Below are 23,105 nucleotides of genomic sequence, written 5' to 3' on the forward strand. Positions count from 1 at the left end.
CCGAGCAGGAGCCCCGCATGCCCGAGTTCACCACGCCCTCGTCGGTGACCACCGACCCCACCTGGTCGATCCCGACCCTGCTCGCGCAGCGGCTCGCCCGCGACCCGCAGGACGTCTTCGCCGAGCGGCACCAGGACGACGGCTCGTGGCTGCCCGTCACCGTGCAGGAGTTCGTCGACCAGGTGCGCGCCGTGGCCAAGGGCCTGGTGGCCGGCGGTGTCGAGCCCGGCGACCGTGTCGGCATCATGTCGCGCACGCGGTACGAGTGGACGTTGCTGGACTTCGCGATCTGGCAGGCGGGCGCCGTCGGCGTGCCGATCTACGAGACGTCCTCGGCCGAGCAGGTGCGCTGGATCGCCGCCGACGCCGGGATCCGACTGGCGATCGTCGAGACCGCCTCGCACGCGGCGACGGTGGCGACCGTGCGCGACGACCTGCCCGGTCTGGCCGAGGTCCTCGTACTCGACGACGGCGCGATCGAGTCGCTGGTGGCACGCGGGGTCGACGTGAGCGACGACGAGATCACGCGCCGGAGCACCCTGGCCGGCATGGACGACCTGGCCACCGTGATCTACACCTCCGGTACGACCGGCCGCCCCAAGGGCGTCGAGCTCACGCACGGCAACTTCGTCGCACTGACGCTCAACGGCGTCGAGGGGCTGCGCGAGGTCTGCGCCAAGCCGTACTCGCGCACACTGCTGTTCATGCCGCTCGCGCACGTGTTCGCGCGGTTCATCCAGGTGCTGTGCGTACCGTCGGGCGCCGTGCTGGGGCACACCCCGGACACCCGCAACCTGCTGCCCGACCTGGCCGCGTTCCGTCCGACGTTCGTGCTGGCCGTCCCCCGCGTGTTCGAGAAGGTGTACAACTCCGCGGGCCAGAAGGCCGGCTCCGGCCTCTCGCTCCGCGTGTTCCGGTGGGCGACCAAGGTCGCGATCACCTACTCGCGTGCGCTGGACACGTCCGGCGGTCCCAGTGCCGCCCTGAAGGCCCAGCACCGCCTGGCCGACCGCCTGGTGCACGCCAAGCTGCGGCAGGCCCTGGGAGGCGCGTGCGAGTTCGCGGTGTCCGGTGGGGCGCCCCTCGGCGAACGCCTGGGTCACTTCTACCGCGGTATCGGGGTGCGCATCCTGGAGGGGTACGGCCTCACGGAGACCACCGCACCCACCGCCGTGAACCGTCCCGGGCTGACCAAGGTCGGCACCGTCGGTCCTGCGTTCCCCGGCACGTCGCTGCGCGTGAACGACGCCGGTGAGGTGTTCGTCAAGGGCCCGCACGTGTTCCGCGGCTACCGGCACGACGCCGAGGCCACCGCGACCGCCCTGTCCGACGGCTGGTTCCGCACCGGCGACCTGGGCACGCTCGACGCCGACGGCTACCTGCGCATCACCGGCCGCACCAAGGAGATCATCGTCACCGCCGGCGGCAAGAACGTCGCCCCGGCCGTGCTCGAGGACCGGCTGCGCGGTCACCCACTGGTCAGCCAGGTCGTCGTGGTCGGCGACCAGCGCCCGTTCATCGGCGCCCTGGTCACCCTCGACGCCGAGATGCTGCCGGGGTGGCTCGCCAACCACGGGCTGCCGTCGATGGACGTGGCCACGGCCGCGGTGCACCCCGCGGTGCGCGACTCGCTCGACGCCGCCGTGGCCCGCACCAACGAGGCCGTCTCGCGGGCGGAGTCGATCCGCAAGATCCACGTGCTGCCCACCGACTTCACCGAGGCGAACGGCTACCTGACGCCCTCGCTGAAGGTCAAGCGAGCACTGGTGCTGCGCGACTTCGAGGCGACGATCGACGAGCTGTACACGGACACCCGGGCGGACGCCACAGCCTGAGGCACCCGATGCCCGGACGGCGGACCGCACACGACGGGACCGCCGTCCGGGCACGGCTCAGGTCAGGGTCAGGTGGGGTCAGACGATCCGGCGCAGCCGCATCTGGTCGCTCGACAGGGTCGGCACCGCCTCACTGGGTGTCGAGCCGTCCGACCAGCGCAGCACCGCACCGACCCCGTCGACGAGCTCCACCTGACCGTCGTCGACGAGCGTCAGGCCCGCATCCTGCCCGACAGCGGCCCGCAGCAGCGCCGCGTCGGCGGGCATCGACCGGACCGGTCCCTGCACCCCGATCACCCCGAGCTCGGTCTCGGACAGCGCCAGCTGCAGCGGTTCGGGGCCCACCCACAGCGTGCGCGCACCCAGACCCGCCCCCGGGGAGACGACCAGCTCGGCCACCTGGCCGCGCTGCAGCACCGCCACGACGTCCTCCAGGGCCGTCACCGCGCCCGACCCGCGGCCCTGCTGCTCGCGGTACCGGGCCAGCGCCGCCTCGCGCCGACGCCACCGGAACGCCTCGAGGCTCTCGGTGACCTTGTGCCCGAACTCGCGGTGCACACCCTCGGCCCGCGATCCCCCGACGACCTCGACCAGCCGGTCCCGCGCTGTCTGCCCGACGGCGTCGCGCACGAGCGCCACGGCACGCACGTCACCGGTGAGCAGCACCACCTCGGGCTCACGCGCAGCCACCTGCCGGTCGAGCTCGGCCGCGACCACCTCGGCGTTGCGCTCCCACGAGTCCTCGGCCCGCTTGTCCGACAGCCCGCCGTCACGCACCTTGTGCAACGCGTCGTGGTCCCCCTCGACCACCCAGTGCTCGGTGTCACGGGCCCCGGTGCCGTCCGACCACGTCAGGTCGGCACCCTGGCGGTCGACGACCACCAGCAGGTACCGGGTGCACTCGTCGGCGGCCTGCGCGGCCGGCAGCAGCACCGGCACGGGTCCGCACGTGGCCGACGACGCGGCCGGCGGTGCGGCCACGGCCCGGTCGACCAGCACACCGTCGGCGTCCGCGACCAGCACACGTCCGTGCGGTCCTGACACGCCCAACGGTCGGCCGACACGCTCCTCGATCTCGTCGAGCACCACACCGGGTGCGCCGTCCCGCTCGAGCTCGCGGCGCAACGCACGCCACCGGTCGAGGACCTCCTCGTCGCCGTTCGCGTCGGCGCGCGTCGCGTCCAGGAACACGCTGGTGAACGGTGCCGGTCGTCCGAGAAGGGGCTTGAGCCAGCGCAGGTCCATGGAGCACTACCTCCGGGGTCGCGGGGCTCCGGCGGGTTCGGCGACGCTGCCGATCACCCGCCGGAACTGACTCCCCCACCTTCCGCCAGGCCCGACGTGCGCGCCACCGGGGCCGCACGCAGAGCGGCGGTCCGGCACAGGTGCGAGCCGCGACCGCCGGCAGGGGCGGGCCTCAGGACCCGTTCGCGTGGTCCTGCGCGATGGCCTCGTGGTGCCGGATGACCTCTTCGACGATGAACGCCAGGAACTTCTCGGCGAAGACCGGGTCGAGGTCGGCCTCCTGCGCCAGCGCCCGCAGCCGGGCCACCTGACGCTCCTCACGGCCCGGGTCGGAGGCCGGCAGCCCCCTCGCCGCCTTGAGCACACCCACCTGCTGGGTGGCCTTGAACCGTTCGGCGAGGATGTGGATCAGGGCCGCGTCGATGTTGTCGATACTGCCGCGCAGCCGGCGCAGCTCGGCGGGGATCTCGGGCTCGTCGCTCACGCGGCCGATCCTAGGTGCTGCACGGCGCGGGACACCCGACGTGACCAGACCGGGCGGCTGGTCGACGACCCGGTGCGGCGGGAGGGCGGGCTCAGGCGCTCTTCTCGCGGGGGGTGCGCTTGTCGGAGGCGTCGCGGGGCACCAGCGTGGGGTTGACGTTCTTCTGCACCACGTCGCGCGTGATGACCACACGGGCCACGTCGTCGCGGCTGGGCACCTCGAACATCACCTGCTGGAGGACCTCCTCCATGATGGCGCGCAGACCACGGGCACCGGTGCCGCGCAGCAGCGCCTGGTCGGCGATCGCCGCGACGGCCTCGTCGTCGAACTCCAGCTCGACCCCGTCGATCTCGAACATGCGCTGGTACTGCTTGAGCAGCGCGTTACGAGGTTCGGTGAGGATCCGCACCAGCGCGTCGCGGTCCAGCGGCGAGACGGTGGTGATGACGGGCACGCGGCCGATGAACTCGGGGATCAGGCCGAACTTCAGCAGGTCCTCCGGCATGACCTCGCCGTAGACGTCGACGTCGTCGGCGGAGTGCAGCGGCGCACCGAACCCGATGCCGCGGCGACCGGCACGGCTGGTGATGATCTCGTCGAGCCCGGCGAACGCGCCGGCCACGATGAACAGCACGTTCGTGGTGTCGATCTGGATGAACTCCTGGTGCGGGTGCTTGCGCCCGCCCTGCGGTGGCACGGAGGCCGTGGTGCCTTCGAGGATCTTCAGCAGCGCCTGCTGCACGCCCTCGCCGGACACGTCGCGCGTGATCGACGGGTTCTCGCTCTTGCGGGCGATCTTGTCGACCTCGTCGATGTAGATGATCCCCGTCTCGGCCTTCTTGACGTCGTAGTCAGCGGCCTGGATGAGCTTGAGGAGGATGTTCTCGACGTCCTCACCGACGTAACCGGCCTCGGTGAGCGCCGTGGCGTCCGCGATGGCGAACGGCACGTTCAGCATCTTCGCGAGGGTCTGGGCCAGGTACGTCTTGCCGCAGCCCGTGGGGCCGATCAGCAGGATGTTCGACTTGGCGATCTCGACCTGGTCGTCGCCGCCGCGCCCGGACTCACCGGCCTGGATGCGCTTGTAGTGGTTGTAGACCGCCACCGCGAGCGACCGCTTGGCGGGCTCCTGGCCGACGATGTACTGCTCGAGGAAGTCGAAGATCTCCTTCGGCTTGGGCAGCTCGACCATGCCGACCTCGGTGGCCTCGGCGAGCTCTTCCTCGATGATCTCGTTGCACAGGTCGATGCACTCGTCGCAGATGTACACACCCGGACCGGCGATCAGCTTCTTGACCTGCTTCTGCGACTTGCCGCAGAAGGAGCACTTCAGGAGATCCGCACCGTCCCCCATTCGAGCCACGTGCGTCTCCTTCCTGCGTGTCGCCTCCCACCCCGGTCGGGCGGTGCGTCTTCCGGATGCCGTCCGAGGATGACATGCCGTCACTCCATTGCACACCACCACGCGCGGGTGTGTCAGCCGAGCCACGCCCGGGGCCGCCGCGATCCGGTCACGATCCGGATACGCGGCGGCTCCGCGCGAGCGTCAGACGGGCTGCACCACCGGCACGGTGGCGGCCTTGCGGCTGGCCAGCACCTGGTCGACGATCCCGTAGTCCAGCGCCTGGGCGGCGGTGAGGATCTTGTCGCGCTCGATGTCCACGCGGACCTGGTCGACGTCGCGACCGGTGTGGAACGCCAGCGTCGCCTCGAGCCACTCGCGCATCCGGATGAGCTCGTTGGCGTGGATCTCGATGTCGGAGGCCTGCGCGTAGCCGCCGCCCTCCATGGCGGGCTGGTGGATCAGCACGCGCGCGTTCGGCAGGGCCAGGCGCTTGCCGGGCGAACCGGCTGCGAGCAGCACCGCCGCCGCGGAGGCCGCCTGCCCGAGGCACACGGTCTGGATCTGCGGCTTGATGTACTGCATCGTGTCGTAGATCGCCGTGAGCGCCGTGAACGAGCCGCCGGGCGAGTTGATGTACAGGATGATGTCGCGGTCGGGGTCCGTGCTCTCCAGCACGAGCAGCTGCGCCATCACGTCGTCGGCCGAGGCGTCGTCCACCTGCACGCCGAGGAAGATGATGCGGTCCTCGAACAGCTTGGTGTACGGGTCCTGCCGCTTGAAGCCGTAGGCCGTGCGCTCCTCGAACTGCGGCAGCACGTAGCGACCGGAGGGCGAGGCGGGGGCCTGGCCGCCGGGGGTGCCGGCGAGCCGGCCGGCGCGGGCCATGAACTGGGACTCGAAGCTCACGAGTGTCTCCCTGGGTGTCGTCGGGGCGGGTCGGGGCGCGTCAGGAACCGGTGGTCCCGCCGCCGCCGGTGACCGAGCCGGCGTGCGTGACGACGTGGTCGATGAAGCCGTACTCGAGCGCCTCGTTGGCGGTGAACCAGCGGTCGCGGTCCGAGTCGGTGTGGATCTGCTCGACGGACTTGCCCGTCTGCTCGGCGATCAGCTCGGCCAGGACGGTCTTCATGTGCAGGATCAGCTGGGCGTTGATCCGCACGTCGGTGGCGGTGCCACCGATGCCGCCGGAGGGCTGGTGCATCATCACGCGGGCGTGGGGCGTGGCGTACCGCTTGCCCTTGGTGCCCGAGGAGAGCAGGAACTGCCCCATCGAGGCCGCCATGCCCATCGCGATCGTGGCGACGTCCGGCTGGATGTACTGCATGGTGTCGTAGATCGCCATGCCCGCGGTGATCGAGCCACCGGGCGAGTTGATGTAGAGCCAGATGTCCTTGTCGGGGTCCTCGGCGGCCAGCAGCATCATCTGCGCGCAGATGGCGTTGGCGTTCTCGTCGCGGACCTCGGAGCCGAGCCAGATGATCCGCTCGCGCAGCAGTCGGTTGAAGATGTGGTCGTTGAGACCGAGCCCCGGGGACTCTGCCCGGGCGATCGCCGGCACCTGGTGGTTCACGAAGCGCTCCCTCGTCTGGCTGCGTCGGCGGTCACGGGACCTGCCGACCGTGCATGTGCAAGGACCCTAACGCGCGGCCCGGCCCGTCGATGTCGCGGCCACGGCCGTTTTCGCTGACGGCGCAGCATGACCGCCCGGGCGCGCGAGGACCCCGCACCCGAGCGGGTACGGGGTCCTCGTCACGCAGAGCCAGGCAGGCTCACCGGGAACGCAGGCTCAGGCCTGGGTGGTCTCCTCGGCGGTCTCCTCCGCGGCGTCCTCGGTGGGCTCGACGACCTCGGCGGCCTCGGCCGCGGCGTCGTCCTCGTCCGTGCCGATGAAGTCGGCCAGGTCGACGGCCGCACCCTCGGAGTCGGTCACCGCGACGCGACGCAGCGCGACCGCGAGGGCCTTCGAGCGGGCGACCTCGGCCACCATCATCGGGATCTGACCCTGCTGGTCGATCGTCTGGATGAAGGTGTTGGGGTCCATGCCGTACTGGCGCGAGGCGGAGACCAGGTAGTCGATGAGCTCCTGCTGCGAGACCTTGATCTTCAGCTGCTCGGCCAGCGTGTCCAGCAGGATCTGGTTCTTCAGGGCGCTGGCGGCCTGCTCGTTGACCTCGGCACGGTGCTCGTCGTCCTCGAGGCGACCCTCGGACTCCAGGTGACGGGTCACCTCGGCCTGCACGACGCCGTCCGGCACGGGGATCTCGGTGCCCTCGAGGAGCTTCTCGAGCAGCAGGTCACGGGCCTGGACGGCCTGGTTCGAGGCCTTGATGCGCGCAGCCTGCTCGCGCAGGTCGGCCGTGAGCTCCTCGAGCGTGTCGAACTCGCTGGCGAGCTGGGCAAAGTCGTCGTCCGCCTCGGGCAGCTGGCGCTCCTTGACCGTGGTGGCCGAGACGGTCACCTGGGCGCGCTCGCCGGCGTGCTCGCCACCGGCCAGCTCGGTCTCGAACGTGGTGGTCTCGCCGGCGGACAGGCCGGTGAGCGCCTCGTCGAGGCCCTCGAGCATGTTGCCCGAGCCGATCTGGTAGCTGACGCCGGAGACCTGGTCGACCTGCTCGCCGTCGATCGTGGCGACCAGGTCGAGGACGACGAAGTCCTTCTCGGCGGCCGGGCGGTCGATGCCGACCAGCGTGCCGAAGCGCTCGCGCAGCGCGTCCAGGCGGCCGGTGACGTCCTCGTCGGAGACCTCGAGGGAGTCGACCGTCAGGGCCAGGCCCTCGAGCTCGGGGACGGTGATCTCGGGGCGGACCTCGACCTCGGCGGTGAAGTGCAGCTCGCCGGGCTCGGCGTCCTTGGCCGTGGACAGGCCGGGGACCTGCGTCACGTTGACCTCGGGCTGACCCATGGGGCGCAGCTTGTTCTCCCGCACGGCCTCGGCGTAGAAGGTCGACAGACCCTCGTTCACGGCGTGCTCGATGACGGCGGGGCGACCCACGCGCTGGTCGATGATGCGGGGCGGCACCTTGCCCTTGCGGAAGCCGGGGACCGTCACCTGCTCGGCGATGTGCTCGTAGGCGTGGTCGATGCTCGGCTTGAGCTCGTCGTAGGTCACCTCGACGGTCAGCTTGACCTTGGTGGGCTCCAGGGTCTCGACGGCGCTCTTCACTTCGATGGTCTCCAACTGATCGGGGCGGGCACCGGAGAGGTCCGGCGGCATCCGTGCTGACGACGCGTCACGCGACCCTCGATCCTACGTCACGGCTCACCGTGCGACCGAACCATCAGGCGTTCCCGCAGGCAGTACCCCTGCTGTGCCTCACGCCTGCCCGACGCCTGCCCGACGCCTGCCTCACGCCTTGCCTCGCGCGCGCGGCGGGTGACCCGGCCCCTCCTCCGGGCCACCCGCCACGCGCACGAGGCGCCGAAGCCCTCAGGCCGCCCGACGTCGCGCACCGGCACCCACGGGCGCCACGTGGGACCGGCCGTGCCGCAACGCCGTGGCCTCGACGACCTCGACCGTGCGGGCGATCGCGTCGTACCTGCCGTACTCGACGGCCAGGGCCCGCGCGTGCACCCCGGGCTGCCGCGACCCGAGGACCGCCCGGACCCCCGCCTGCACCGCGGCAGGCGACGGGGCACCAGAACGCGCGTCGGTGCGCACCGAGACGCCCGCACCGGCACGCACCACGCGCGCGGCGACCTCCACCTCGACCCCCGAACGCCCCGCCACCACCACCGGGACGCCGTGCACGAGCGCCTGCTGCACACCGCCGAAGCCACCGTGCGTGACCAGCACGTCGACGAACGGCAGCAGCTGGTCGAACGGCACGGCCTCCGTCACGCGCGCGTTGCCCGGCACGTCGGCCGCGACGATGCCCCGGCCTGCACCCGCCGCAGGCGCCAGGGCCACCACCAGCACGTCCTCGTCGGCGAGCGCGGCGAGCGCCGGCAGCACCAGCCGCTGCGGGTCTCGGGCGACGGCACCCTGCGTGACCAGCACCACGGGCCGGCGCACCGTGCACGCCGCGAGCACGTCCTGCCACCAGGCGGGCCGCTCGAACCGCTCGGCCTCGCGGGGCGCGATCGGCCCGATCATCTCGACGGAGGCCGGCAGGTCGCTGCGCGGGTGCTCTAGGCCAGGGACCGAGGTGTGCAGCGTGCAGGCGGCCAGCTGGCTGACCCAGTCGAGCAGGAACCCGCGCGGGTGGGCCATGCCGAACTCGGCCATCACGGCCCGCGCGTGCCGCTGCGCGTCCCGGAAGGCGACCTTCTCGACGAGCAGGCGCAAGGCCGTGGTCCGCGCCCGCCCCAGCGCTGTGGCGGTCGGCGGCAGGCCGGTGCCGAACGGTGCCGTGTCCCGACCGGTCAGGGCCAGCGGGACGACCGACAGCGCCACGCACGGCAGGTCGTGCCGGGCGGCCGTGAGCGCCCCGGCGAGGAAGGCACTCTCGGCGAGCACCACGTGCGGCGCGAACGAGGCCACCAGGTCGGTGAGGTCGTCCACGTAGTCGGGCACCGGGTCCAGGAACACGTGCCGCACGTCCCACTGCAGCCGCCGCAGCCCGGTCGACGGCGCCCCCTGCGCCTGGGACCACGCGTCCAGGTGAGCGTCGTCGATGTCGCGACCGCGCACCATGAGCGCGGCCGTCCCCCCGGCGTCCGCGACCGCGTCGGCGAACTTGCTGCCCGTGTACACCAGGACGTCGTGGCCGGCATCGGCCAACGCCCGGATCACCGGCAGCGCCGGGCGCACGTGCCCGGCGAGGGGACTCAGGGTGACGAGGATCCTGCTCATGGGTGACTCCGTGGGCTCTGGGGCGTTCTGGAGCACAGGAGATTCGCAGGGGCGCGTCTGATACGTCCGGCTGGGGCGAGCGGCCCGGCCGGACGAGCGCGGGGCCGTCTCGGCTACGCGAGATCCGCCACGCACGAGGACCCGAAGGTCGGGGTGCGCCCTCGGTGCGCGAACCGGGCGACCGGAGCCGGTACCCTGGGTGCCGCGGTCAGCGCCACGGCGATGACCCGTGCGGACGTAGCTCAATGGTAGAGCCCCAGTCTTCCAAACTGGCTACGCGGGTTCGATTCCCGTCGTCCGCTCCCAGCATCCGCAGCTCGAGCAGCTGCGCCAGGTCGTGGACCTCACCGGCCACCGCCGAGGAACGCGGCCAGCGCCGGTTCGGTGGCCGAGACCGTCGTGGCATTGGCGAGCACGATCACGGCCAGGAGCAGTGCCATCGCTCCGACCGACGCCGCACCCGCGGCCAGGACGGTCCGGCGCGAGCGGTGCGCGCGCGGTGTCTGCGCCCGTCGTCGCCACAGGACCACGACGACGACCAGCAGACCGAGGACCGCGATCGACCCGACCACCACGAAGGCCGCGTGGTAGCTGCGGAAGTCGCCCACGAGGGCCGTGAGGAACGGCGTCGACACCCCGCCGCGCAGCTGGGCCCGTACGGCCGTCATCGTCGAGCTCGGCGGAGCGGTCGGCAGGAAGCTCAGCACCGAGGACAACGGCGCGACGGCACCCTGCACGTTGGCGAGCACGACGAGCAGAACGACCGCCGCCAGCACCGCTCCACCGGCCGCCGCCGCCGCGTGCAGTGCCCGGCGACCGCGGTGACCCGCACCGAGCGGCGCCGCCCACAGTCGCCGCAGCAGCAGGATCAGCACCGCCAGCAGTGCGACCGCGCACCCGGCCTTGACGACGTGGAACACGGCCCAGAAGCGCACCGCGGCGGCCAGCTCGGGATCGGGTTGCGCCCCACCGGCGGCGAACCACCGGTCGAACCCGGCACTGACCTCCTGCGGGAGGTCCGCGACCGTGAGGCCGCCCGGCCCGGCGGCGAGGCGGGCGACGGCGGCGGGCATCAGCGCCACGGCGGCGAGGAGCACCGCCGTCAGGAACCACAGGACGGCGGTCGGCCTCCCCGACCTCGGCGTGGCGGGCTGCGGCACGGACATGACGGCTCCTCACGATCGTCCGCCGCGCGGACGAGGACGGTTCGAGGACGGGGACCAGTGACGTGGAGCTCAGGCGAGCGCGTGGCTCGGCTCGGTGACGGCGGACGGCTGCGGCGGGCGCAGGCCGACCACGATCAGGTACAGCGCGAACCACAGCTCGAACGCGAACACCGGCGCGGCAGCGGCACCGGCGAGTACGCCGTTCATCGGGACGACGCCCCAGAGCTGGCCGAGGTCGCTGGCGAGCACGAGGGCGCCGCCGCCGAGGCCCAGCAGGGCGAGCGCACGCGGCACGCGTCCGGAGTCGAGCAGCAGCCAGCCGAGCACGATCGTGTTGACGGCGATGACGAGCCCCTGCCCGACGAGGAACGCGGCGGTGTGCAGCTCGTCGAGCGCGTCCGTCACCGCGCCGGGGCCGGTGGCCACCCACGACGCAGCCAGCATCGGCAGGGACCCGGCAGCGATGACCGACGCCTCGACGGTGCGCAGCAGCGCGAACGTGGCGGCACGTGCGGGGCCGTGCTCACGCAGCAGGAGCCAGAGGAGCACGCCGGTGCCGACGCAGCCGACGGCGAGCGCGAGCTCAAGGGTCACGCCGGCCTCCACCGCCCCTGAACCGTAGGCGGCGACCGCGACCACCGAGGTGACGTGGGTGACCAGGTACAGGGCGCCAGCGGCGCGGGCGTGCTGCCGGGGGGTGTGGGTCATCGCACGGCTCCTCATCGTTTGGTATACGGCGTATGCCACCTCGTGAGCGAGCGTAGGTATACGCTGTACACGTGTCAACCGCTGCGACCCGCACCCCTCTCGACCGCGCGCGGATCGTCGACGCCGCGATCAGGCTCGCGGATGCCGACGGGCTCGAGGCGACGAGCATGCGTCGCGTCGCGGAGTCGCTCGGGGTGACCCCGATGGCCCTGTACAAGCACCTCGGCGGCCGGGACGAGCTGCTCGACGGCATGGTCGACCGGCTGATCGAGCACGTCGGCGGGCCCGACGGGTCCGGCACCTGGCGCGAGGTGCTCCGTGCCCGCATCCTGGCGACGCGCGCCGCGCTCGCGGCGCACCCGTGGGCCCGGGACGCCGTGGAGTCGCGCACGCTGGCGAGCCCGCGCGTGCTGGCCTACATGGACTCACTCATGGCCGTGATGTTCGACGGCGGCCTCTCGGCCGACCTCGTGCACCACGCCATGCACGCCCTCAGCACCCGCATGTGGGGATTCACCCGCGACGTCATGCCGACACCGCGTCTGCCCGAGGACCCTGACGAGCGGGCGCGGGCGATGGCCGGCTATGCCGCGTCGTACCCCGCGATCGTGCGGATGGCGACCACCGCTCCCCACGCCGACCTCGGGTGCGACGACGACGCGGAGTTCGCGTTCGCCCTCGACCTCCTGCTCGGCGGCATCGAGCAGCTGCACCTGGCCGGGTGGCGGTCGCCCGACCGGTCCTGACGACCTCGGCACACGACCCGCACAGCGGCGACCTGCACCGCACCCAGGGGCAACCCGCGCGGAGCCACATCCGCTTCCTCCCTTTACAACGATAGAGAAGCCCCGCTACGGTCGGCGCGAGCCCGGCACCGGTGCGACGTCGTCGTCCCATCCGGCGGGCTCTCCCTGCGTCCAGTGCTGCACCAGGAGACCCGCGTGAGAACCAGGAACACCCGCATCACCCGTCCCCTCGTCACCGCGTCCGTCGTGGCCGCCCTCACCCTCACGGGCGCCGTCGCCGCGAGCGCCCGCCCACCGAAAGCACCGCCGACACCGACGTTCACCGATGCGACCGTGCACGACCCGTCGGTGGTCGTGGCGGACGACGAGCTGTGGGTGTTCGGCTCGCACCTGCAGGTCGCCAAGACGGACGACCTCATGGGGTGGGAGCAGGTCGCCTCGGGCGTGAATGCCGACAACCCGATCTTCGACGACGTGGTCAGCGAGCTCGCCGAGACGTTCGAGTGGGCCCAGTCCGACACGCTGTGGGCGGCGGACGTGATCCAGCTCGGCGACGGCCGGTTCTACATGTACTACAACGCCTGCAAGGGCGACTCGCCCCGCTCGGCTCTGGGCGTCGCGGTCTCCGACGACGTCGACGGCCCGTACGAGGACCTGGGCATCGTGCTGAAGTCGGGCATGTGGGACCAGATCAGCGAGGACGGCACCGTCTACGACGCACGGGTGCACCCCAACGCCGTCGACCCGGACGTGTTCTACGACGCCGACGGCAAGCTGTGGATGGTCTACGGCTCGTACTCGGGCGGCATCTTCGTCCTCGAGATGGACCCCGAGACGGGCAAGCCCGTGCCCGGCCAGGGCTACGGCAAGCACCTCGTGGGCGGCAACCACAGCCGCATCGAGGCCCCGAACGTCATGTACGACGAGGGCACCGGGTACTACTACCTGTTCCTGTCGTTCGGCGGGCTGGACGCCACGGGCGGGTACAACATGCGCGTTGCCCGCTCGCTGCACCCGGACGGTCCGTACCTGGACGCCGAGGGCAACGACATGAGCGAGGTCAAGGCAGACCCGAGCCTGCCGCTGTTCGACGACGCGTCCATCGCGCCCTACGGCGTGAAGATCATGGGCAGCTACCTGTTCCAGCGCGAGGTCGGTGACCCGGGCAGCGGCCTGGGCGTCGGGTACGCCTCCCCGGGGCACAACTCGACGTACGTCGACGAGGCCACCGGGCGGAAGTTCCTCGTGTTCCACTCCCGGTTCCCGGGTCAGGGCGAGACGCACAACGTGCGGGTGCACGAGATGTTCGTCAACAGCGCCGGCTGGCCCGTCGTGGCGCCCTACCGCTACGCGGACGACGGCTCGACGCCGGCCCCGCTGGCGGGCGCCTCGGCCACGACCTCGAAGGCCCGTGTCGCGAGGATCACGCGTGAGGACGCCATCGGGCAGTACGCGCTGATCGACCACGGGAAGGCCATCAACAGCACACCGGTCGAGGCCGTGGCCGTGAAGCTCGAGAAGAGCGGCAGGGTCACCGGCGCGCTCACCGGCCGGTGGAGCCTTCTGGGCTCGAACCGGGCGCGGATCGTGGCGGGCGGCTCGACCTACGACGGGGTGTTCACCCGCCAGTGGGAGCCGGACCGGCAGGAGTGGGTCGTGACCTTCACGGTCCAGTCCGCGGCGGGCGTCTCGCTGTGGGGCAGCCACGTCGACGTGCTGTCGGCCAAGGAGGCCGTCGCGGCCGTCAAGGCCGACCTGGACCTCGGGGACACCTCCGCGGTGGTGGCCGACCTGACGCTGCCGACCGTCGGCACCAACGGTGCCACCATCGCCTGGTCGTCGAGCGACCCGGCGGTGGTCTCCCCCACCGGTGAGGTCACGCGCCCCGAGAACGGTGCCGGCGACGCCACGGTGACGCTCACCGCGACCATCACCAAGGACCGCCGCACGGCCACCGCGACGTTCACCGTCACCGTGCTGGAGCGCACCGCGGGCGGCACGACCGGCGCCTGGTCGTTCGAGGGCGACCTGGCCGACTCGACCGGCGCGCTGCCCGCCGCGACCGTGACCGGCGCTCGCGTCGACACCACAGGCGGCACCGTCTCCTACGTGCAGGGCGTGCAGGGCCAGGCCGTGCACCTGGACGGCGCCAGCGGCGTCCGCCTGCCCGACGGGCTGATCAGCGGACCGACGTACACGGTGTCGATGTGGCTGCGGCCCGACGCGCTCACCCAGTTCACGTCGGCGTTCTTCGGGGCGCGCGACGCGAACAGCTGGGTCTCGGTCGTGCCGAAGGGCCACGACGGCGTGGGCGGCAACACGATGGTGTGGTCGGGCTCGGCCTGGTACGACGCCGGCACCCCGCTGCAGCTCCCGGTGGGCCAGTGGAGCCATGTCGCCCTCACCGTCGACTCCGGCGACGTGAGCGTCTACGTCGACGGCGCGCCGCAGTTCACCGGCACGGGCTTCCCCGACGTCTTCACCACGACCACGGGCACCTTCGCGGTGGGCGTGAACTGGTGGGACACGCCGTTCGCCGGTGACGTCGACGAGCTCTCCGTGCACGGCTCGGCCCTGTCGGCCGACGAGGTCGCGGCACTCGCCACGCGCTGAGCGCGGACGACGACCGGCCGGACCCCTGCTGGGGTCGGCCGGTCGTCGTCTGCTCGGGCAGGTGTCAGGCGGCGAGGGCCTCGCGGACGACCAGCGGGCGACCGTCGAGCCCGAGCTCGCGCAGCACACGGCCGTCGTCGTCGAGCTCGAGGACGCTGGCCCGGCGCACCCGCGTGGGGCCTGCGGTGCCCAGGCGCTGCGCCAGCTCGGCCAACGCCTGCACGGCCGCGGCCAGCGACTCGCGGCGCAGGCGCATCGGTGCGATGTCTGCCGTGTCGGCGGTAGCCAGCACGACGGTGGCGATGTACTGCATGACGACCTCCTCGACGGTGCGACATCCGCACGGGTGCCGGGCGTGTCCCGGTCACCAGCCCATCGGCGCGAGGCGCGCCGCTGTGAGCGGTGCACGCGGGCGGGCACGGCGGGCCGGGGCTGCGCCCGACCCACCGCGGCGCTCAGATCCGGAACTGCCCCACGAGCCCGCGCAGGTCGGCCGACATCCGCGCGAGCTCGCCGACGGACTGCAGCGACTCCCCCACGCCGGAGGTGGTGGCGTCGGCCGCGTCGGCCACCCCGACGATGTTCGCCGCGATCTCCCCCGCCCCCGTGGCGGCCTCCGTCACCGAACGGTTGACCTCGCTGGTGGTGGCGGTCTGCTCCTCGACGGCGGAGGCGATCGTCGACTGGTACCCGCTGATCGAGTCGATGACTGCGGAGATCTCGCCGATTGCGGTGACGGCCGACTCGGTGTCGGTCTGGATCGACTCGATCCGGCGGGCGATGTCCTCGGTGGCGCGCGCCGTCTCCTGCGCGAGCTCCTTCACCTCGCCGGCGACGACCGCGAACCCCTTGCCTGCCTCCCCGGCGCGGGCGGCCTCGATGGTCGCGTTGAGCGCCAGCAGGTTGGTCTGGCCGGCGATGCCGCTGATGACCTTCACGACGTCGCCGATCTCCCGGCTGGACGCCCCCAGGCGGTTGACGGTGGTGGTCGACTCCTGCGCGGCCGCGACGGCACGGCCTGCGACCTGGACCGCCTCGGACGCGTTGTGCGCGATCTCCCGGATGGAGGCGCCCATCTGCTCGGACGCCGACGCGACGGTCTGCACGTTGCGGGAGACCTGCTCGGCGGCCGCGGCCACCACACCGGCCTGCGCCGAGGTCTCCTCGGCACCGGCGGCGATCTGGTGGGACGCACCCGACATCTGCTCGGCGGCGCCGGCCAGCGAGACGGCCGAGGTGTCGATGGTGCCGATGAGCTGGCGCAGCCGGGCGACGGCGGTGTCGAGCGCGACCCCCATCTGCCCGATCTCGTCGCGGGAGGTCAGGCCGGCCGAACGGGTCAGGTCGCCCTCGGCGAGGGCGCTGCTGACGTCTCGCACCCGGGCCACCCCGCGCACGATCCCCCGGGCGACGGCCACACCCAGGCCGAGGGCCAGGGCCAGACCTGCCACGAGCAGCACGACGACCTGCGTCCGGTTGCTGGTGTACGCGGCGGTGGAGGCCGCCACGGCGTCGGCCGCGTCGGACTTCTCCAGCTCGACCATGCCACCGAGCGCGTCCATCATCGCGGCGATCTGCGTACCGGACTCGTCGCGCGCAGTGGCCCACGCGCCCGTGTCCTGCGCGCGCCCGGCGGGGAACAGCTTCTCGTCGCGCAGCGTGGCGTAGTCGTCCAGCGCGACGGTGAACGCCTCGAGGAGGTCGGTGCGGACCGGGTCGAGGTCGGTCGCCGCGTACTGCGCGGCGGTGTCGCGCGCGTCGGCCTCGGCGGCGAACGCCTTGTCCTCGTACCCGGTCAGCGTGGTCTCGTCCTCGGACAGCGCCTGGTTGGTGACCGCGATCCGCATCTCCAGCGTGGCTCGGCGCATGGTGGCGGCGAGCTCGAAGCGCCCCATGTTCGACGCGTACAGCTGCTCGGTGGCGGCATTCGTGGTGCCCAGGGCCGAGATCCCGAGTATCCCGACGAGGGCCGCCACGATGGCAGCCACAGCCACGGCGGCGACGATCTTGGCGCTCAGACCCAGGTCGGAGAAGCGCACGCGGCGGCGTGCGGTCGGGTGGTCGATCAGGTGCTCGCTCATGGGTGTACCTCCGGTGCGGGGTCGACCGCACTGCTGTCGTCGAAGGCGCTGGTCGCGCCAGCGTCTTCATCGGGCGCACCGCGGAGCGGTCATAGGTCGAAAGTCACGTACGTCGTAGACCCATGACATCGGTCCTGGTCAGGGCCTCGACCCTCGCCGGGCCACCCGCGCAGGTTCACCCTCGGCAGCCTCGTAGCATCGGCCCGTGCCTCCCCGCTCGCCTCTTCCTCCCCGCCACGGCCTGGCCGCCGCGTGGCTGCGCACACCGGACCGCGACCCGTCCGGGCCTGCGCCCTGGCCGACCATGGGCACCTGGCTGCGCGACCGGCTGCCTGACGACGTCGACGTGACGGGCATGCTCGCGCAGCAGCGCTTCGTGGACGCCTCGGGCCGAGCCGTCCACGACGACGACCCCTACGGCCCGCACCGGTTCGTGTGGTTCCACCGCGACCTGCGCGACGAGCCGCCCGTGCCTGGCCCGATCTACGTGGTGCACCGCGACGAACGGCTCGTCGTGGTCGACAAGCCCGCGTTCCTGTCCTCGATCCCGCGCGGCCGGCACGTGGTGCAGAGCGTCGTGGTCCGGCTGCGCGACGAGCTCGGCCTGCCCGAGCTGTCACCGCTGCACCGGCTGGACCGGGTCACCTCCGGTCTGCTGATGCTGGCCACCGAACGCCGGTGGCGGGGCGTCTACCAGTCGGCCTTCGAGGCCCGGACGATCCACAAGACGTACTGGGCGCTGGCGCCGCTGCGCCCGGACCTGACCCTGCCGACGGTCGTGCGCAACCACATCCGCAAGGACCGCGGATCGTGGCAGGCACAGGTGGTGCCGAACGCCCCGGTCAACGCCGAGACGCTCGTCGAGCTGGAGTCGCAGGTCGGCGAGCACGGCATCTACCGCCTGACACCCCGCACGGGCCGCACCCACCAGCTGCGCCTGCACCTGCTCGGCCTGGGCATCCCGATCGTCGACGACCCGCTGTACCCGCACGTACACGACGTGGCCGTGGACGACTTCAGCCGACCGCTGCAGCTGCTGGCCGGCGAGCTCACGTTCGTCGACCCGCTGGACGGCGAGCCGCGACGTTTCCGCAGCGTGCGCCGACTTCCGCTGGGCACCGACTCCTGACACGACGTCGGGGTGGCGGGATTCGAACCCACGACCTTCCGCTCCCAAAGCGGACGCGCTACCAACCTGCGCCACACCCCGTGGCACCGGGAAGCCTAGTGCCCGCGGAGCCTGTGACGTGCCCGGTCGGTGACCGGTCCCCGCTACCTCACCAGCCTTCCTCACCTCGCAGCACGACGTCAGACCCGCCGTCGACGAACACGATCTGGCCGCACACGTGCGTGTTCGTCTCGCCGACCAGCCAGGCGTGCAGCGCGGCCGGCACCTCGGGCCCCATGATCCCGTGCAGCGGCATGGGCACGAGCGTCAGCAGGTGCTCGCGGGCCTCGGCAGTGGCGATCATCTCGGCCGTCATCGGGGTGGTCACGATGCCCGGCCCGATCGCGTTGAGCGGGATCCCGGCGCCGGCCCAGTCGGCCGTGGCCGCGTGACGACGCATCCAGCGGGTGAGCGCAACCTTGGTCGAGGCGTAGATCTGGTCGCGCTGCTCGGACTCGGCCAGCACCCCGGCACGTGCCAGCGCCCCGGGCTCGTCACCCGCCAGCGCGAGGTCCACCAGGTCCGCGTCGTGCGGCATCAGGGTGGCCATCGAGCTGGTCAGCGAAGCACGCGGGGACGAGGAGCCCAGCAGCAACGGGCGCAGACCTTCGAGCGTGGCCACGGCACCGAAGTAGTTGACCGACACGGTCAGCGGCACGGGGAGCGCGAGCCCGGCGTTGGCCACGACGGCGTCGATCGTGCCGCCGGACAGCTCGCGGACCTGGTCGACGAGGTCGGCGCGACCGGCGGCCGTGGCCAGGTCCACCTCGACGTCCGCGTCGTGCAGGTCGACCCCGATGACCCGGTCGCCGCGCTCCCGCAGCACCTGTGCGGTGGCCCGCCCGATGCCCGAGGCCGATCCGGTGATGACGACGGTGCGCATGGTGCCTCCCTGCGAGAGGGGCGCCGGCAGTGCGCCGGCGACCTCGCCGACTCCTGACTTTTCCACGGTACGACCGTGGCTCACATGGGCGACGGACCTACGTCCCGGCGAGAGGTTCGTCCCGCAGATCGGGAACCTTTGCGCCCCTCGCGGCGTTGGGGCTACCGTCAGTCAACTTCTGCGTCCTCGGTCCGGCCTCGACAGCCACCGCGGGACGCCCGTGGACCAGGGCCGAGGAGGCGATGAGCGTGCAGCACCGCACCGCCACGACCCTCGTGCGTGTCCACGACGTGCGCCGCTGCGCGGCGCCCGTGCGCTGTCGCTGTCTGTAGAGCGCTGGCCGACCTCCGCGCGAGGACACCCACGCACCGGGGCCCGGTCCCCTGCGCCAGCGCTCGCCCCCGCCTCCGCACCGAGCACCCGCGTGCTCGGCCAGCGTCGGCCCGCACCGCCGCACGTGCACTCACCCGTCCCCCGCCGCCCGCGCGGCACCACCCGAAGAGGAACCATGTCCCGCATCTACGACGACGCGACACAGCTCATCGGCAACACGCCCCTGGTCCGCATCAACAAGATCACCGACGGCGCCCCCGCCACGGTCGTCGGCAAGCTCGAGTTCTACAACCCGGCCAACTCCGTCAAGGACCGCATCGGCGTCGCGATCATCGACGCCGCCGAGGCGTCCGGTGAGCTCAAGCCCGGCGGCACGATCGTCGAGGCGACCTCGGGCAACACCGGCATCGCGCTGGCGTTCGTCGGTGCGGCCCGCGGCTACGACGTGGTGCTGACCATGCCCGAGACGATGTCCAAGGAGCGCCGCGCGCTGCTGCGGGCCTTCGGCGCCGAGCTGATCCTCACCCCCGGGTCCGAGGGCATGAAGGGCGCGGTGAACAAGGCCAACGAGGTCGTCGCCGAGCGCCCCGGCGCGATCCTGGCCCGCCAGTTCGCCAACGAGGCCAACCCGGCGATCCACCGCAAGACCACCGCCGAGGAGATCTGGGCGGACACCGACGGCGAGGTCGACATCGTCGTGGCCGGCATCGGCACCGGCGGCACCATCACCGGCGTCGGGCAGGTGCTCAAGGAGCGCAAGCCCGGCGTGCAGATCGTCGGCGTGGAGCCGGCCGAGTCGCCGATCCTCAACGGCGGCGCCCCCGGCCCGCACAAGATCCAGGGCATCGGCGCGAACTTCGTGCCGGAGATCCTCGACACGAGCATCTACGACGAGATCATCGACGTGGACGCCGAGACGGCCGTGGCCGTGGCCCGCCGGGCCGCCAAGGAGGAAGGCCTGCTGGTCGGCATCTCCTCGGGTGCCGCGCTGCACGCCGCCACGCTTCTCGCCCAGCGCCCCGAGAACGCCGGGAAGCTGATCGTGGCGATCATCCCCTCGTTCGGTGAGCGCTACCTGTCCTCCGTGCTGTACGCCGACCTGCTCGACTGAGAGAGCCACCATGTCCGCACCACTGCACTTCTGGGCCACCCTGCGGGAGGACCTCGACGCCGCACGGCACCGCGACCCCGCGGCCCGCACGCTGCTCGAGGTCGCCCTGGGGTACCCGGGCGTGCACGCGGTGTGGGCGTACCGGCTCGCTCACCTGATGTGGCGCGAGCCGGGCCTGCGCCTGCCGGCCCGGCTCGTGTCGCAGACGGCCCGCGCGTTGACGGGGGTGGAGATCCACCCCGGCGCGCGGCTGGGCCGTCGCCTGTTCATCGACCACGGCATGGGTGTGGTCATAGGAGAGACGGCCGAGGTGGGCGACGACGTGGTGCTGTTCCACGGCTCGACGCTGGGCGGCAAGTCCATGCGGCGGGGCAAGCGGCACCCCACGCTCGGCGACGGGGTCGTGGTGGGCGCCGGCGCCAAGGTGCTCGGTCCGGTGTGGATCGGTGACGGCGCCCAGATCGGCGCGAACGCCGTGGTGATCCAGGACGTCCCGGCCGGCGCGATTGCCGTGGGGGTCCCCGCCGTCGTGCGGAAGCGGGCCGCCGAGGCGCCCTTCGACGTCGAGGTCGACGACCCGGCGATCTACATCTGAGACGCCTGCCACCGCACGCTACCGGCGGACCGTACCCGCCGGTAACCTGACCGCGCGCACGCCCGACGAGGGGCGTGCCGATCACGTCAACGGCGACGGGGGCACCTCATGCGGCTGGGCTACCACACGGGCTACTGGTCGGCGGGCGTGCCAGCCGGGGCGCAGGAGGCCGTACTCACCGCCGAACGGTGCGGCTTCGACTCGGTGTGGACCGCCGAGGCGTACGGGTCCGACGCGTTCACCCCCCTGGCCTGGTGGGGTGCGGCGACCTCGCGCGTTCGACTGGGCACGGCCGTCGCGCAGATCTCCGCGCGCACCCCCACCGCCACGGCCATGGCTGCCCTGACCCTCGACCACCTGTCCGGGGGCCGGGCCGTGCTCGGGCTGGGCGTCTCCGGGCCGCAGGTCGTCGAGGGCTGGTACGGCCAGCCGTACCCGCGCCCGCTGGCCCGCACCCGCGAGTTCGTCGACATCGTGCGCCAGGTGCTGGCCCGCGAGGCGCCCGTGACGTACGACGGGCAGTTCTACCGGCTGCCTCTGCCCGGGGGCGAGGGGTCCGGGCTCGGCAAGCCGCTGCGCTCGACCGTGCACCCGTTGCGGGCCGACCTGCCGATCCACCTGGCGGCCGAAGGCCCCAAGAACATCGCCCTGTCCGCGGAGATCGCCGACGGCTGGCTGCCGATGTTCTACTCCCCGCGCATGGACGGCGAGTACCGCCAGCTGCTCGCCGACGGGTTCGCCCGGCGCGCACCGGGCCTGCGGCCCGTCGAGGAGTTCGAGGTCTGCGCCACGGTCCCGGTGGTGCTCGGGCCCGACGTGGAGTCGGCGGCCGCGCAGATCCGACCGTTCATCGCGCTGTACGCGGGCGGCATGGGCGCCAAGGGGGCCAACTTCCACCGCAACGTGCTCGACCGGCTGGGGTACGGCGAGGCGTGCGACGAGATCCAGGCGCACTACCTGGCCGGCGACCGGCAGCGGGCCGCCGCCGCGGTGCCGCTCGAGCTGGTGCAGGACGTCGCGCTGGTCGGGCCGCCCGAGGCGATCGCGGCCCGCCTGCCCGCGTGGCGGGCCACCGCGATCACGACGCTGCTGGTGCAGACCGACCCTCGGATGCTCGAGCAGGTCTCCGCCGCGCTGGCGTGACATGGGTCCACCCGTCGGGACGCGCGGTCCTGCGTCGGTGGACTCGGTACCGTGGGCAGACCGACAGGTGAGCGCTCGCGTCTCACATCGCAGGCACCGTCGGTCTCGACCCCGAAGAGGCACTCACCCATGACCGACCACCGCTTCGGCTTCCGCACCCGTGCGCTGCACGCCGGCGGCATCCCCGACGCCATCACCGGCGCCCGCGCCGTGCCGATCTACCAGACCACCTCGTTCGTGTTCCAGGACACCGCCGACGCCGCGAACCTGTTCGCGCTGCAGAAGTACGGGAACATCTACTCCCGCATCGGCAACCCCACGGTCGCCGCGCTCGAGGAACGCCTGGCTTCGCTCGAAGGGGGCATCGGGGCGGTCGCCACCGCCTCGGGCATGTCGGCGGAGTTCATCACGTTCGCGGCCCTGGTCGGCACCGGGGACCACGTGGTTGCCTCCGCCCAGCTGTACGGCGGGACCATCACCCAGCTCGACGTCACGTTGCGCCGGTTCGGTGTCGAGACGACGTTCGTTCCGGGAACCGACCCGGCCGACTACGCCGCCGCGATCCGCCCGGAGACCAAGGTGCTGTACACCGAGGTCATCGCGAACCCCTCCGGCGAGATCGCCGACCTGGCCGGCCTGGCCCGCGTCGCGCACGAGGCCGGCATCCCCCTCGTCGTCGACGCGACACTGGCCACCCCGTACCTGGTGCGCCCGATCGAGCACGGCGCGGACATCGTCATCCACTCGGTGACCAAGTTCCTCGGCGGGCACGGCACCACCCTGGGCGGGGTCGTCGTGGAGTCGGGCCGGTTCGACTGGGGCAACGGCAAGTTCCCGCAGCTGACCGAGCCGGTGCC

Annotated in this window: 20 protein-coding genes and 2 tRNA genes; 9 read left to right on the top strand and 13 right to left on the bottom strand. The window is 72.3% G+C overall.

All coding sequences use genetic code 11. The features are described 5' to 3' along the window. Nucleotides 1-17 precede the first annotated feature (17 nt). On the top strand, nt 18-1,835 hold the full coding sequence (locus tag ACTHAM_RS13815; RefSeq protein ID WP_440688423.1) for an AMP-dependent synthetase/ligase: 1,818 nt from the start codon (nt 18-20) through the stop codon (nt 1,833-1,835). 78 nt (nt 1,836-1,913) lie between these two features. On the opposite strand, the gene ACTHAM_RS13820 is transcribed toward ACTHAM_RS13815, so the two are convergent. The 7 genes from ACTHAM_RS13820 to ACTHAM_RS13850 form a co-directional block, all read right to left on the bottom strand. Further along, nucleotides 1,914-3,080, bottom strand: a complete 1,167-nt coding sequence (locus ACTHAM_RS13820; RefSeq protein ID WP_440688425.1) for a baeRF2 domain-containing protein — start codon at nt 3,078-3,080, stop codon at nt 1,914-1,916. 172 nt (nt 3,081-3,252) lie between these two features. Beyond that, nucleotides 3,253-3,564, bottom strand: a complete 312-nt coding sequence (locus tag ACTHAM_RS13825) for a chorismate mutase (protein WP_440688427.1) — start codon at nt 3,562-3,564, stop codon at nt 3,253-3,255. A 91-nt stretch (nt 3,565-3,655) separates the two neighbouring features. Then, the gene (gene clpX / locus ACTHAM_RS13830) at nt 3,656-4,927 is read right to left on the bottom strand and encodes an ATP-dependent Clp protease ATP-binding subunit ClpX (protein ID WP_440688429.1); all 1,272 of its coding nucleotides are present in this window, start codon (nt 4,925-4,927) and stop codon (nt 3,656-3,658) included. A gap of 183 nt (nt 4,928-5,110) precedes the next feature. After that, nucleotides 5,111-5,815: an ATP-dependent Clp protease proteolytic subunit gene (locus tag ACTHAM_RS13835; RefSeq protein ID WP_440688431.1), complete on the bottom strand. Its 705-nt coding sequence runs from the start codon at nt 5,813-5,815 to the stop codon at nt 5,111-5,113. Nucleotides 5,816-5,855: 40 nt separating this feature from the next. Next, nucleotides 5,856-6,479, bottom strand: a complete 624-nt coding sequence (locus ACTHAM_RS13840; protein ID WP_440688433.1) for an ATP-dependent Clp protease proteolytic subunit — start codon at nt 6,477-6,479, stop codon at nt 5,856-5,858. A gap of 216 nt (nt 6,480-6,695) precedes the next feature. Next, complete coding sequence (gene tig / locus ACTHAM_RS13845) at nt 6,696-8,072, bottom strand: trigger factor (RefSeq protein ID WP_440688435.1); 1,377 nt, start codon at nt 8,070-8,072, stop codon at nt 6,696-6,698. 264 nt (nt 8,073-8,336) lie between these two features. Further along, nucleotides 8,337-9,701 carry a glycosyltransferase gene (locus tag ACTHAM_RS13850; RefSeq protein ID WP_440688437.1) on the bottom strand — a complete coding sequence of 455 codons (1,365 nt, stop codon included), beginning with the start codon at nt 9,699-9,701 and terminating at the stop codon, nt 8,337-8,339. Nucleotides 9,702-9,932: 231 nt separating this feature from the next. On the opposite strand from ACTHAM_RS13850, the gene ACTHAM_RS13855 reads away from it, so the two are divergent. Further along, nucleotides 9,933-10,003 (top strand) — tRNA-Gly (locus tag ACTHAM_RS13855). 42 nt (nt 10,004-10,045) lie between these two features. Here the strand turns inward: ACTHAM_RS13855 and ACTHAM_RS13860 are convergent. Both ACTHAM_RS13860 and ACTHAM_RS13865 read right to left on the bottom strand, forming a co-directional pair. Beyond that, nucleotides 10,046-10,867 (bottom strand): hypothetical protein, encoded by an 822-nt coding sequence (locus ACTHAM_RS13860; protein WP_440688439.1) that lies wholly within the window; start codon nt 10,865-10,867, stop codon nt 10,046-10,048. 69 nt (nt 10,868-10,936) lie between these two features. After that, nucleotides 10,937-11,575, bottom strand: a complete 639-nt coding sequence (locus tag ACTHAM_RS13865; RefSeq protein ID WP_440688441.1) for a DUF4386 domain-containing protein — start codon at nt 11,573-11,575, stop codon at nt 10,937-10,939. Between the two features lie 71 nt (nt 11,576-11,646). Between ACTHAM_RS13865 and ACTHAM_RS13870 the strand changes: the two genes are divergently transcribed. Both ACTHAM_RS13870 and ACTHAM_RS13875 read left to right on the top strand, forming a co-directional pair. Beyond that, nucleotides 11,647-12,321 carry a TetR/AcrR family transcriptional regulator gene (locus tag ACTHAM_RS13870; protein ID WP_440688443.1) on the top strand — a complete coding sequence of 225 codons (675 nt, stop codon included), beginning with the start codon at nt 11,647-11,649 and terminating at the stop codon, nt 12,319-12,321. Between the two features lie 195 nt (nt 12,322-12,516). After that, entirely contained in the window at nt 12,517-14,934 is a 2,418-nt protein-coding gene (locus ACTHAM_RS13875; RefSeq protein WP_440688445.1) for a LamG-like jellyroll fold domain-containing protein, read from the top strand. A gap of 64 nt (nt 14,935-14,998) precedes the next feature. Here the strand turns inward: ACTHAM_RS13875 and ACTHAM_RS13880 are convergent, their stop codons facing one another. After that, entirely contained in the window at nt 14,999-15,247 is a 249-nt protein-coding gene (locus ACTHAM_RS13880) for a hypothetical protein (protein ID WP_440688447.1), read from the bottom strand. A 142-nt stretch (nt 15,248-15,389) separates the two neighbouring features. Then, a complete protein-coding gene (locus ACTHAM_RS13885) occupies nt 15,390-17,015 on the bottom strand; it encodes a methyl-accepting chemotaxis protein (protein ID WP_440688449.1) in 1,626 nt (541 codons plus the stop codon). 205 nt (nt 17,016-17,220) lie between these two features. On the opposite strand from ACTHAM_RS13885, the gene ACTHAM_RS13890 reads away from it, so the two are divergent. Then, nucleotides 17,221-18,144, top strand: a complete 924-nt coding sequence (locus ACTHAM_RS13890; RefSeq protein ID WP_440688451.1) for a pseudouridine synthase — start codon at nt 17,221-17,223, stop codon at nt 18,142-18,144. A gap of 7 nt (nt 18,145-18,151) precedes the next feature. Here ACTHAM_RS13890 and ACTHAM_RS13895 read toward each other — a convergent pair. Together ACTHAM_RS13895 and ACTHAM_RS13900 are read right to left on the bottom strand one after the other, a co-directional pair. Next, a tRNA-Pro gene (locus ACTHAM_RS13895) sits at nt 18,152-18,225 on the bottom strand. A gap of 67 nt (nt 18,226-18,292) precedes the next feature. Beyond that, entirely contained in the window at nt 18,293-19,066 is a 774-nt protein-coding gene (locus ACTHAM_RS13900; RefSeq protein WP_440688453.1) for an SDR family oxidoreductase, read from the bottom strand. A 508-nt stretch (nt 19,067-19,574) separates the two neighbouring features. Between ACTHAM_RS13900 and cysK the strand changes: the two genes are divergently transcribed. The 4 genes from cysK to ACTHAM_RS13920 all read left to right on the top strand — a co-directional run. Further along, nucleotides 19,575-20,510 (top strand): cysteine synthase A, encoded by a 936-nt coding sequence (gene cysK / locus ACTHAM_RS13905; RefSeq protein WP_440688455.1) that lies wholly within the window; start codon nt 19,575-19,577, stop codon nt 20,508-20,510. A 10-nt stretch (nt 20,511-20,520) separates the two neighbouring features. Next, nucleotides 20,521-21,105, top strand: coding sequence for a serine O-acetyltransferase EpsC (gene epsC / locus ACTHAM_RS13910; protein WP_440688457.1), 585 nt, complete (start codon nt 20,521-20,523; stop codon nt 21,103-21,105). Nucleotides 21,106-21,213: 108 nt separating this feature from the next. Continuing rightward, the gene (locus ACTHAM_RS13915) at nt 21,214-22,248 is read left to right on the top strand and encodes an LLM class F420-dependent oxidoreductase (RefSeq protein ID WP_440688459.1); all 1,035 of its coding nucleotides are present in this window, start codon (nt 21,214-21,216) and stop codon (nt 22,246-22,248) included. Nucleotides 22,249-22,377: 129 nt separating this feature from the next. Beyond that, the coding region (locus tag ACTHAM_RS13920; protein ID WP_440688461.1) for an aminotransferase class I/II-fold pyridoxal phosphate-dependent enzyme at nt 22,378-23,105 on the top strand (728 nt) is incomplete at its 3' end.

This window comes from Cellulomonas soli (assembly GCF_052036975.1).
GTDB classification, from domain to species: Bacteria; Actinomycetota; Actinomycetes; order Actinomycetales; family Cellulomonadaceae; genus Cellulomonas; species Cellulomonas soli_A.